Annotated in this window: 7 protein-coding genes and 1 pseudogene; 2 read left to right on the plus strand and 6 right to left on the minus strand. The window is 71.7% G+C overall.

Annotation, left to right across the window (positions count from 1 at the left end):
* Positions 1-188: 188 nt before the first annotated feature.
* The 6 genes and pseudogenes from AC0VYN_RS25485 to AC0VYN_RS25510 form a co-directional block, all read right to left on the minus strand.
* Positions 189-758, minus strand: coding sequence for a hypothetical protein (locus tag AC0VYN_RS25485; protein ID WP_475532845.1), 570 nt, complete (start codon positions 756-758; stop codon positions 189-191).
* The gene (locus tag AC0VYN_RS25490; protein WP_475532846.1) at positions 743-1,873 is read right to left on the minus strand and encodes a ParA family protein; all 1,131 of its coding nucleotides are present in this window, start codon (positions 1,871-1,873) and stop codon (positions 743-745) included. Before AC0VYN_RS25490 ends, AC0VYN_RS25485 begins: the two co-directional genes overlap by 16 nt.
* Positions 1,874-2,285: 412 nt before the next feature.
* Positions 2,286-3,402 (minus strand): annotated as a pseudogene (gene ald, locus AC0VYN_RS25495) (alanine dehydrogenase).
* A gap of 143 nt (positions 3,403-3,545) precedes the next feature.
* Complete coding sequence (locus AC0VYN_RS25500; RefSeq protein ID WP_475532847.1) at positions 3,546-5,573, minus strand: tetratricopeptide repeat protein; 2,028 nt, start codon at positions 5,571-5,573, stop codon at positions 3,546-3,548.
* A 175-nt stretch (positions 5,574-5,748) separates the two neighbouring features.
* Positions 5,749-6,384: an NUDIX domain-containing protein gene (locus AC0VYN_RS25505; protein WP_475532848.1), complete on the minus strand. Its 636-nt coding sequence runs from the start codon at positions 6,382-6,384 to the stop codon at positions 5,749-5,751.
* 84 nt (positions 6,385-6,468) lie between these two features.
* Positions 6,469-8,118, minus strand: coding sequence for a CTP synthase (locus tag AC0VYN_RS25510; RefSeq protein WP_385468307.1), 1,650 nt, complete (start codon positions 8,116-8,118; stop codon positions 6,469-6,471).
* 533 nt (positions 8,119-8,651) lie between these two features.
* Here AC0VYN_RS25510 and AC0VYN_RS25515 point away from each other — a divergent pair.
* Complete coding sequence (locus AC0VYN_RS25515; RefSeq protein ID WP_475536987.1) at positions 8,652-10,454, plus strand: glycoside hydrolase family 15 protein; 1,803 nt, start codon at positions 8,652-8,654, stop codon at positions 10,452-10,454.
* A gap of 231 nt (positions 10,455-10,685) precedes the next feature.
* Positions 10,686-11,804, plus strand: a complete 1,119-nt coding sequence (locus AC0VYN_RS25520) for an MFS transporter (RefSeq protein ID WP_475536988.1) — start codon at positions 10,686-10,688, stop codon at positions 11,802-11,804.
* Positions 11,805-11,915 lie beyond the last annotated feature (111 nt).

The raw sequence follows: 11,915 nt of genomic DNA on the forward strand, positions 1-11,915 counted from the left end.
GTACCGGGGACCTCCGGGGCCGGCCCCACTTCGGGCAACGCCTCCGCGGACCCGGTGCCCGGCGTCGTCCCCTCGGGCGGCGGGGCCACCCGTGGCATCCCCGGCCCCCTGCCCAGGGCGCGCCGACGGGCGGCGGGGGCGCCGGGGCGGGGAGCGTCGTTCGAGGTCATGGCCCCCGCAGGCTACCGCTACCGCCCGCGCAGCCGCCGTACGAGGATGCTGGCGTCACCGCGGCTCTCCAGGTCGGCGAGGACCACGGCGACCGCCTCGCGGACGATCCGGCCGCGGTCGACGGCCAGCCCGTGCTCGCCCCGGAGCACCAGCCGGGCGTGCTCCAGGTCCATGAGCTCCTCGGCGGAGACGTACACGGTGATCTTCTCGTCGTGCCGTTCACGGCCGCTGGGGCGGCGCGCTGCGGCCCGGCCGCGCTTGCGGGGCTGGGCCGCGGCGGAACCGTCCTGCGCGTCCGTCGCGGCGTCGGGGCGTCGCGCCGAGCGCTCCGCGCCCCGGCTGCGCGACTCGCCGGCCCCGGCCGGTTCCGCGTCCGCCGCCGTGTGCTCCGCGCCCCCGCCGTCGCCACCCTGAGCGGGCACCGACTGCGGCGCGTCCTCGGCGGCCGCCTGGTCGCTCTCCCCCGCCGGAGCCGGTACCCGGGCGTCGCCGCCCGCCGGTCGCCGCGGGGTGGACGCCTGGAGCGCCGTTCCCCCTGTCGTGCGGAAGAGTTCGTCGGCCCCCGGCAGACTCACTCGGCGTGACACCGGGCGAGCACCTCCCTGGCGAGCTGGCGGTAGGCGGCGGCACCGACGGAGTTGGAGGCGTACGTGGTGATCGGCTCACCGGCGACCGTGGTCTCCGGGAAGCGGACCGTGCGCCCGATGACCGTGTGGTAGACGTGGTCGTCGAACGCCTCGACGACCCGTGCGAGCACCTCACGGCTGTGCACCGTGCGGGAGTCGTACATCGTGGCGAGGATGCCGTCGAGCTCCAGGTCGGGGTTGAGCCGCTCCTGGACCTTCTCGATCGTCTCGGTCAGCAGCGCCACACCGCGCAGCGCGAAGAACTCGCACTCCAGCGGCACGATCACCTTGTGCGCGGCCGTCAGCGCGTTGACCGTGAGCAGGCCGAGCGAGGGCTGGCAGTCGATGACGATGTAGTCGTAGTCGTCCATCAGCGGCTTCAGCGCCCGCTGGAGCGTGGACTCGCGCGCGACCTCGCTCACCAGCTGCACCTCGGCCGCCGACAGGTCGATGTTGCTGGGCAGCAGATCCATGTTGGGGACCGCGGTCTTCAGCAGCACCTCGTCGGCCGCCATGCCCCGCTCCATGAGCAGGTTGTAGACGGTGAGGTCGAGTTCCATCGGGTTGACGCCGAGACCGACCGACAGCGCGCCCTGCGGGTCGAAGTCGACGAGCAGCACCCGGCGCCCGTACTCGGCGAGCGCGGCGCCCAGGTTGATGGTCGACGTGGTCTTGCCGACGCCGCCCTTCTGGTTGCACATCGCGATGATCTTCGCGGGACCGTGCTCGGTCAGCGGGCCCGGGATCGGGAAGTAGGGCAGCGGACGTCCGGTCGGGCCGATGCGCTCGCGGCGCTGACGGGCCGCGTCGGGCGCGAGCGTCGCCGCGTACTCGGGATCGGGCTCGTACTCCGCGTCCGGATCGTAGAAGTGCCCCTCGGGCAGTTCGTCGTAGTCGGCGAAGTGGTTGCGGGGCGCGCCACTTCCGTCGCCGGCCATGGCGTTCACGTGTTGGCCATCCATACTCATGTGTGCTGTCTGAGTTGCCTGCGGACTCTGGTGGGCGGCTTCGAAGGTGCGTACAGCGACGGAGCCGACAGCCTCGAGACGCCCTGGGCCGTGGGCCCGTGCAGGCATTCCTGGTTGACCACCCCCGGGAGTAAATGTCGACTCATTCACAAGTCGTCTTACCTCCTTGGTGACCAGGAAACTTCTAGACAGGTCAGCGTGACACCATGCCGACGTTCGGCGACTCTATGGCGTGTCGGCCGTCCGCAGCAACACAATCCGCCGGACCCGGCCGGATGTGTCGGCAATGAAACATCCCTCTGTCAAGGGCGTACGGCCGTCGCACAGCAGGTTTCACCGGTGCGCGAATCGGTTGAAGCGTTACGTTCGAGGCGAGTTGGCCGAGAATCGCAAAGTGACCATACACACACCCGGCCGGACCTTGTCGGGCAAGGTCCGGCCGGGTGTGCGGGGTTGACGGCGACTGTTGACGTATCGCCTTTCCCGGTTGATGACTTAGCCGACTTGACGGCTCCGGGTGTCAGGCGAGCAGCGAGGCCAGGTCGACGTGCTCAAGACCGTGCGCCTCGGCGACCTCCTTGTAAACGACCTTGCCGTCATGGGTGTTGAGACCCTTGGCCAGCGCGGGGTCGCGGCGCAGCGCGTCGGCCCAGCCGCGGTTGGCCAGCTCCACGATGTACGGGAGCGTGGCGTTGGTCAGCGCGTAGGTGGAGGTGTTCGGCACGGCGCCGGGCATGTTGGCGACGCAGTAGAACACCGACCCGTGGACCGGGAAGGTCGGCTCGGCGTGCGTGGTCGGGTGGGAGTCCTCGAAGCAGCCGCCCTGGTCGATCGCGATGTCGACAAGGACACTTCCGGGCTTCATCCGGGACACCAGCTCGTTGGTGACCAGCTTCGGGGCCTTGGCGCCCGGGATCAGCACGGCGCCGATCACGAGGTCGGCCTCCAGGCAGGCCTTCTCCAGCTCGAAGGCGTTGGAGACGACGGTCTGGATCTTCGTGCCGAAGATCTTGTCGGCTTCCTTGAGCTTGTTGATGTCCTTGTCGAGCAGGGTCACGTGGAAGCCCAGGCCGATGGCGATCTGCGCGGCGTTCCAGCCGGAGACGCCGCCGCCGATGACGACGGCCTTGCCGGCCAGCACCCCGGGGACGCCGCCGGGGAGCACGCCGCGTCCGCCGTTGGCGGCCATCAGGTGGTAGGCGCCGACCTGCGGGGCCAGGCGGCCCGCGACCTCGGACATGGGCGCGAGCAGCGGCAGCGCGCGGTTCGGGAAGCTCGACCGTCTCGTAGGCGATCGCGGTGGTGCCGGACTCGATGAGCGCGTCCGTGCACTCCTTGGAGGCGGCCAGGTGCAGGTAGGTGAAGAGCGTCTGGTCCTTGCGGAGGCGGTGGTACTCCTCCGCGACGGGCTCCTTGACCTTGAGCACCAGGTCGGCGGTGGCCCAGACCTCGTCGGCGGTGTCCAGGATCCGCGCACCGGCGGCGACGTACTCCTCGTTGGGGATCGAGGAGCCGACGCCGGCGTCGCGCTCGACGACGACCTGGTGACCGTGGCGCACCAGCTCGTGCACGCCGGCGGGGGTGATGGCCACCCGGAACTCGTTGTTCTTGACCTCGCGGGGAATGCCGACCTTCACGTGGATCACGGTCCTTGGCTCAGAGAATGGGGCTATTACAAGGCATACCCGCTCAGGCTCGGGCACACCGGGGTAGACCGCAGGAGAATGTGCGGCAGAGCCAGTCTAATGAAGGCGTTCCCGCTGTCTAGCCTTTCAAAGCATCAATCTTCATCAGAAGCGCTGCGGATTTCGCAGGCATCAGCCGCTTCTTCCCTCAGCATGCGTTCGGCCGTACTCCGGTGGAGGCCGGCCGCCGTGGGATCGCCTAGGTGGTCGAGCGTGTCGGCGAGCCTGAGGTGCAACGCGGCCTGCAGCCGGACGTCCTCGGCCCGCCGGGCCCACTCGACGGCCTCCTGGCAGGTGCGCAGCGACTCCTCGGGCCGCCCGGCGTACTCCTGGACCCGGGCGAGCTCGCTCAACGCCCGCGCGTGGGCCGGGAGATCACCGCTCCTGCGGTACCCGGCGACCGCCGCACGCCAGGAGCGGGCCGCCTCGCCGTAGCGGCCGGCGTAGGTGTGGGCGGTGGCGATGCGGCCGTAGACGCGGGCGGCGTCGGCGCGCTCGTCCCGGGCGAGCCGCTGGGCGAGGGCCCGGCCGAACCAGTCGGCGGCCCGGTCGTAGTCCCCGAGCTCCAGGTGGGCGCCGCCTACGGATTCCATCGCGCGGCCGGTCGCGTACGGATCGTCCGCCGCCCGGCCGGCGTCCAGCGCGGCCCGGTAGCGCACCAGCGCCTCGGCGGTGCGGCCGGTACGGGCGTCCAGGTCGCCCAGGTTCAGCAGGGCCGCGGCCTTCTCCCGGGGCAGGTCGCGGCGCTCGGCCACGTCGAGGACGAGCCGGTGGACGTCGTACAGGTCGGGCGCCGCCGCCTGGGTGCCGAAGTGCGCCACCATCGCCCGCACGAGCTGGGACATCAGCCTGCGGGCGAGGGTGTCCAGCTCCCCGTCGGCGACCGCGAGGCGGACCGCGGCCAGCAGGGCGGGCCGGCGGACGCGCAGCCAGTCGGCGGCGGCCCGCGGGGAGGGGAAGCGCAGGGCCCGCGGCATGCCGTCGAGCTTCTCGCGGGCCCGGTCGCTGTCGGTCTCGGTGATCGCCCGGCACGACTGGAGCAGCCGCACCGTCCGCTCCAGCATCCGGGCACGGGCCAGCTGGAGCTCGGCGGGCCGGTCGTGCTTCGCGGTGAGGGCCCTCAGCAGGGGGTGCAGGCAGCCGGGCACCTCGTACTGCGGCAGTGCCGAGCCGGCCGGGTGCAGCAGCCCGAGGGCGACGAACTCGTCCAGGGCGGCGCGCGCGTCGCCGACGGAGCAGCCGGCGAGGGCCGACGCGGTGTGCGGGTCGGCCAGTCCGGCCGGGGCGAGGGAGAGCAGGCGCAGCATCCGGGCGGCGGGGCCGGGCAGCGACCCGTAGGCGAGGCGGAAGACGCGGCCGAGCGGGGTCCCCTGGTCGTCCTCCGCGTGCACCTGTCTGGCGAGGTCGGCGACGGCCGCCTTGGGGCGGGCGGCCAGCCAGCCGCCGGCCAGGGTGAGGGCGGCGGGCTGGGCCTGGCAGACCTCGGCCAGCTGCTCGGCGGCCCGGGGGTCGACGGTGATGCGGACCGAGCCGGTGAACCGGGACAGCAGCTCCACGGCCGACTTGGTGTCCAGGCCCCCCAGCGTGCACGGGCGAACGTCCGCGATGCCGGTCAGCGGCCCCTGGGAGACGGCGACGGCCAGGCAGTCCGGAGTGTCCGGGAGCAGGGCGTCGACCTGCTCGGCGTCGGCGGCGTCGTCGAGCAGCAGCAGGACCCGGCGGTCGGCGAGCGCCTCGCGCAGGGCGGCGGTCAGGTCGTCCTCGTGGGCGCCGGGCGGGGTGGGGCGGTCCAGCTCGGCGAGCAGGTCGCGGGCGAGGCGCGTGACGGGGACGCGCCTGCCGTCCGGCTCGCTCAGCCGGGCCCGCAGCACCCCGTCGGGGTACTGGCCGGCGACCTGGGCGGCGAGCTCCTCGGCGAGTGCGGTGCGGCCGGAGCCGGGCCTGCCGGCGATGAGCAGGACGCGCGCGCGAGGGGCCTTGCGGCCGGAGAGGGTGTCCAGACCGGCCCGCTCGATGTCGGCGCGCAGCTGTTTCAGCTCGCGGGTGCGGCCCAGGAACCGAGTCTCCCCGGCAGGGTCGCCCGACAGCCGTACGCCGTCCGTGTCCACCGCCTGATCCGTCACGGGCCACACTCCCGATCCCACCGCACGCCGGCGCCCGCCGGAACTCCGGTTCGGGCGTTTCCCGAGCCTAGTTCACGCTGTGCTACGGACCGTGTGGAGCGCGGCGGGCGCATCCCCCGATCGGATCAACCGATGGTCACACCGCAGAGGTGCGCCCGGGGCGTCGGAGGCCCGCTCAGGCCTCGAAGGGGCGCGCGGGCCAGGGCGCCTCGGCCGGCCGCAGCGCGTCCAGCCCGTCCCCCCGCTCGGCCGCGACCAGCGAGAGCACGCCCACGACGAGGCAGTTGTTGTGCAGGTCCCCCGCGAGCACCCCCCGGACCAGGTCCGCGACCGGCACCCGCGCCAGCTCCATGTCGGCCTCTTCGTCCTCGACCTCGAAGCGCTCGCCCTCGGCCGCGGACAGGTTCCGGGCGAGGAAGATCCGCACGGCCTCGTCGCAGCCGCCGGGGGTGGTGTAGACGTCGGTCAGCACCCGCCAGTCCTCGGCCTTGACGTGTGCCTCCTCGTACAGCTCGCGCTGGGCGGCGTGCAGCGGGTTCTCGCCGGGCACGTCGAGCAGGCCGGCCGGGATCTCCCAGAGCTTCTCGCGCACCGGGTGCCGGTACTGGCGGATCACCAGCACCCGCCCCTCGCCGTCCAGGGCGAGGACGGCGACGGACCCGGGGTGGACCTGGTAGTCACGGCTCGCCACGGAGCCGTCGGGCATGACCACCTCGTCCGTGCGGACGGCGGTCTTCTTGCCCCGGAAGGGGGTCTCCGTCGCCCGGACCTCCCACTCCTCGGGGGTGTCCCTGATGGTCGTGCCCGTCATGCCCTGTTCCTTCCAGACGTACGCGAAGAAGCCGGGACCCGCCCGTTCGCACGGACGCGCCCCGGCCACCGTACAACTGGTCCGCTACTTCGACGTCTTACGCTCGACCGCGGCCTTGACCAGCCCGGCGAACAGCGGGTGCGGGCGGGTCGGGCGCGAGCGCAGCTCCGGGTGCGCCTGCGTGGCGACCAGGTAGGGGTGGACCTCGCGCGGGTACTCGACGTACTCGACGAGCTTGCCGTCCGGGGAGGTGCCCGAGAAGACGATGCCGGCCTTCTTCTCCAGCTCCGCGCGGTAGGCGTTGTTCACCTCGTAGCGGTGGCGGTGCCGCTCCTCGACGTACTCCTTGCCGTCGTACACCTCGCGCGCGATGGAGCCCTCGGCCAGCTTGGCCGGGTACATGCCGAGCCGCATGGTGCCGCCCATGTCGCCCTCGCCGGCCACGATGTCCAGCTGCTCGGCCATCGTGGAGATGACCGGGTGGGCGGTGGCGGGGTCGAACTCGGTGGAGTTGGCGTCCGCGATGCCGGCCAGGTTGCGCGCGGCCTCGACCACGATGCACTGCAGGCCCAGGCACAGGCCGAGCAGCGGGATCCCGTTCTCGCGGGCGTACTTGATCGCGCCGACCTTGCCGAGCACGCCGCGGTCGCCGAAGCCGCCCGGGATGCAGATGGCGTCGACGTCGCCGAGCTGCGCCTCGGCGCCGGCCGGGGTCTTGCAGTCGTCGGACGTGACCCACTTGATCTTCACGCGGGCCCGGTTGGCGAAGCCGCCCGCACGCAGCGCCTCGGTGACCGAGAGGTAGGCGTCGGGCAGGTCGATGTACTTGCCGACCAGGGCCATGACGATCTCGTGCTCGGGGTTGTGGACGCGGTCGAGCAGGTCGTCCCAGGTCGTCCAGTCCACGTCGCGGAACGGGAGGTCCAGCTTGCGCACGACGTAGGCGTCGAGGCCCTCGGTGTGGATCACCTTGGGGATGTCGTAGATCGAGCGGGCGTCGGGGCAGGCCACCACGGCCGCCTCGTCGACGTCGCACATCAGCGAGATCTTGCGCTTGATCGCGGTCGGCACCTCGCGGTCGCACCGCAGCACGATCGCGTCCGGCTGGATGCCGATGTTGCGCAGCGCGGCGACCGAGTGCTGGGTCGGCTTGGTCTTCAGCTCGCCGGAGGGGCCGATGTACGGCAGGAGCGAGATGTGCACCACGAAGACGTTGTCGCGGCCGACCTCGTGGCGGACCTGGCGGACGGTCTCCAGGAACGGCAGCGACTCGATGTCGCCGACCGTGCCGCCGACCTCGGTGATCACGACGTCCACCTCGTCCGTCGCCATGCGGCGGATGCGGTGCTTGATCTCGTTGGTGATGTGCGGGATGACCTGCACCGTGTCGCCCAGGTACTCGCCGCGCCGCTCCTTGGCGATCACCGTCGAGTAGACCTGGCCCGTAGTGACATTGGCGGAGCCGTCCAGGTCTCGGTCGAGGAAGCGCTCGTAGTGTCCGATGTCCAGGTCGGTCTCGGCACCGTCGTTGGTGACGAAGACCTCACCGTGCTGGAAGGGGTTCATCGTGCCGGGGTCGACATTGAGGTACGGGTCGAGCTTCTGCATCACGACGCGCAGACCGCGGGCCTTGAGCAGCATGCCGAGGCTGGAGGCCGTCAGCCCCTTGCCCAGCGAGGAGGCGACACCCCCGGTGACGAAGATGTGCTTGGTCGTCGAAGATTTGGGCGGCATGGCCAAGAGGGGGCTCCCGTGGTCGCGGTCTGGGGTGCGGTGCGTCCGTCGTACGGCCCGGTCGTCCCGGGTTGCCGTCGGCGGCGCCGTCGCTGCGGTTCCGGGGTTTGTCTCCCACCGGTCCACGGGCTACCAGCGTATCAGCGCCGGAGAGCGACGGCTCCCGGCCACGCTCCGCGCTCGCGCGGACACGGACACCCGCGGCTCACCGGGTTCTCACCCGGTGGCCACCCGTTCGGCGCACTCGGGTTGTCCGGAGCGGCACACAGATCATCTACGTGCGTCGTATCCTGCTCGGACGTTCGCTGCCGAGCCCGCCCGGCGACACGGCACCACCCCTCGCCCGTCAGCGCCGGAACAACGCGAGCTCGTCAACGCGTTGAGTGACCATTGTCGATTGCGGCACAGCGTTTGGCTTCACGGCCGGACGGCTGCTTTGCTTCATGGCTCATACAACGCACGACACACCCCCCTTGACCGCAATAGCGACCGCCCCCACGCGGGGTGACGTGGCCGTTCGACTGGAGTTGCACGTGGCCGGGCGCATCGAAGACTACGCACTCATCGGAGACATGCAGACCGCTGCCCTGGTCTGCCGGGACGGCACAGTCGACTGGCTGTGCCTGCCCCGCTTCGACTCGCATGCCATCTTCGCCGGTCTGCTCGGCACCGAGGAACACGGCTTCTGGCGGCTCGGGCCCGCCCACGCGCCCGGTGCCGAGCCGCCCACCGCCGCCCGGCGCGGCTACCGCGGCGACTCGCTCATCCTGGAAACCGAGTGGGACACCCCGCGCGGCACGGTCCGCGTGACCGATTTCATGCCGCCGCGCGACGGCGCCCCGCAGCTGATCCGGATCGTGGAAGGCGTCTCCGGCCGGGTGCCGATGCGCTCGGAGCTGCGGATGCGGTTCAGCTACGGACGGGTCGTGCCGTGGGTGCACAAGCACGAGGGGCGCACGGTGGCCGTCGCGGGCCCCGACTCGGTGTGGTTCGACACGGAGGCCGAGACCTACGGCAAGGACCTCACCACGTACGCGGACTTCACCGTCGCTCCGGGTGACCGGATCGCGTTCACCATCTCCTGGGAGCCCTCGCACAAGGAGCCGCCGGCGCTGCCGGAGCCCGAGCAGTCGCTGGTGGCGACGGAGGACTTCTGGCGCGACTGGGTCGAGCACTGTACGTACCACGGGCCCTACCGCGAGGCCGTGGTCCGTTCCCTGATCACGCTGAAGGCGCTGACGTACGCCCCGACCGGCGGCATCGTCGCCGCGCCGACCACCTCCCTGCCGGAGGAGATCGGCGGCGTCCGCAACTGGGACTACCGCTACACCTGGCTGCGGGACGCGGCGATCACCCTGTCCTCGCTGCTGCGCACCGGCTACCGCGAGGAGGCCCGCGCCTGGCGCGAGTGGCTACTGCGCGCGGTCGCGGGCGACCCGGAGAACCTGCAGATCATGTACGGCATCGCCGGTGAGCGCGAGCTCGGCGAGGCGGAGCTGGACTGGCTGCCCGGCTACGAGAACTCCACGCCGGTCCGGGTCGGCAACGGCGCGGCCCACCAGCTCCAGCTGGACGTGTACGGCGAGGTCACCGAGGCCCTGCACCTGGCCCACATGACGGGCCTGGCCCGCAACGACTACGCCTCGGTGCTCCAGCTCAAGCTGATCCGCTACCTGGAGGACCACTGGCAGGAGCCGGACGAGGGCATCTGGGAGGTGCGCGGCCCGCGCCGCCACTTCGTGCACTCCAAGGTGATGGCCTGGGTCGCCGTCGACCGCACCATCAAGCTGATCGAGTCCGGTGACGCGGACGGCCCGCTGGAGCGCTGGAAGCAGCTGCGTGACGACATCCACCGGGACGTGTGCGAGAAGGGCTACGACGAGGAACGCAACACCTTCACGCAGTCCTACGGCTCCCAGGAGCTGGACGCCTCGCTGCTGCTGATCCCGCAGATGGGCTTCCTGCCGCCGGACGACAAGCGGGTCATCGGCACCATCGAGGCGATCCAGCGGGAGCTGTCCACGTCGGACGGCTTCATCCTGCGCTACCCGACGGACGGCAAGGACGAGGGCGTCGACGGCCTGCCCGGCGACGAGGGCGCCTTCCTCGCGTGCTCGTTCTGGATGGCCGACGACCTGGCGATGATCGGCAGGGTGGACGAGGCGCGCAAGCTCTTCGAGAAGCTGCTGTCCCTGCGCAACGACCTGGGCCTGCTCGCCGAGGAGTGGGACCCGCGCCTCCAGCGCCAGGTCGGCAACTTCCCCCAGGCCTTCAGCCACGTCCCGCTGATCGACACGGCCCTGCGCCTGACGGCGAGCGGCGCGTACGGGGGCTGAGCGCGACGACCAGGAGGGTGACGAGGCCGAGGGCGTGATCGCCCTCGGCCTCGTCACCCTCCGAGCGTCCCGCACGGCGAATGAATACGGTTGCGGCGGGACCGGGCAGCCCGGTGGGCTATCCGCATGGACGGTGTCACGGAGCAGGCGCGACGGGCCGGGTCGGGAAGAGACCGCAAGGTCACGACGCGTCCGCCTGCGTGGCGCAGGGCGGCGGTGCTCGCGGCCCTGATGCTGGCCGCGTTCACCCTCAACACCGCGGAGAACCTGCCGATCGGCCTCCTGGAACTCGTCTCCGAAAGTCTCCGGGTGCCGGTGCCGGCGGTCGGTCTCCTGGTCACCGGTTACGGCGTGACCGTGGCCGTCGCGTCCTTACCGCTCGCCTACGTCATGCGAGCCGTGCCCCGACGCCATGTGCTCACCGGGCTGCTGGCCGCGCTGGTCGTGTCCAGCCTGGTCGCGGCGCTGGCCACCTCCTACGGGACGCTTCTCCTCGCGCGGCTGCTGACGGCGCTCGCCCAGGCGTTGTTCTGGGCCGTGATGGGGCCGGTCGCGGTGGGCCTGTTCGCCACCGAGGTCCGTGGACGTGTGGTCGGAGCGCTGTCCGTCGCCGGGTCCCTCGCCCTCGTGCTCGGTGTTCCCGCCGGGGCCTGGCTGGGCCGGCACAGCGACTGGCGGACGCCCGTCGCCGTGCTCGCGGCTCTGGGGCTCGTCTCACTGGTGACCATCGCCGTTTCGCTGCCCACGTCCCGTCCGGACGAGGAGAACGCCGCCTACGGAACCAGTCCCGACGTCCGCCGGTTCGGGACCGTGCTGGCGGCCGGAACCCTGTCCGCCACCGGGGCCTTCGCGGGATACACCTACATGGTCAAGTTCCTCGGCGACGTGAGCGGGTTCTCCTCGAGCGCGGTCAACGCCCTGCTCGTGGCTTTCGGGGTCGCGTGCCTGGCCGGAGTGAGCATCACCGGGGCCTTGCTGGACCGCTTTCCGCAGGCCGCCCTGACCACTGCCGTTGCCACGCAGGCGGTGGGCATGCTCGGTCTGTACGCGGCCGGCACCGAACCGGTGGCAGCCGTGGTGTTCCTGGCGCTGACGGGCAGTGCGCTCGGACCGGTGTTCATGGCCACCCAGAACGCGATGCTGCACTGCGCACCGGGCCGCACGGACATCGCGCTCGCGGCGAACTCCGGCTCGTACAACGCCGGTATCGCGGCGGGCGCCGCGCTCGGCGGACTGGTCCTGCCGCTCGCCGGCGTGCGGGGCACCTTCCTCGTCGGCGGGCTGCTGACCGTCGGGGCCTGCGCCGTGCTGCTCGGCGGGCGGCTGCTGCGGGGGTCCGGACCGAAGTGAGCCGCTTGGAGCCACCGTGACCGGGCGGCCCGTGCTGCCTTCCGTCTCCGCAGGACACGGCCCCCGGAACCCGCAGGCCACCCGACAGGAAGACCCGTCCGCACCCGCCTA

This window comes from Streptomyces sp. 63XJN7_1_ISO-PGPR-S23-121, assembly GCF_056173025.1.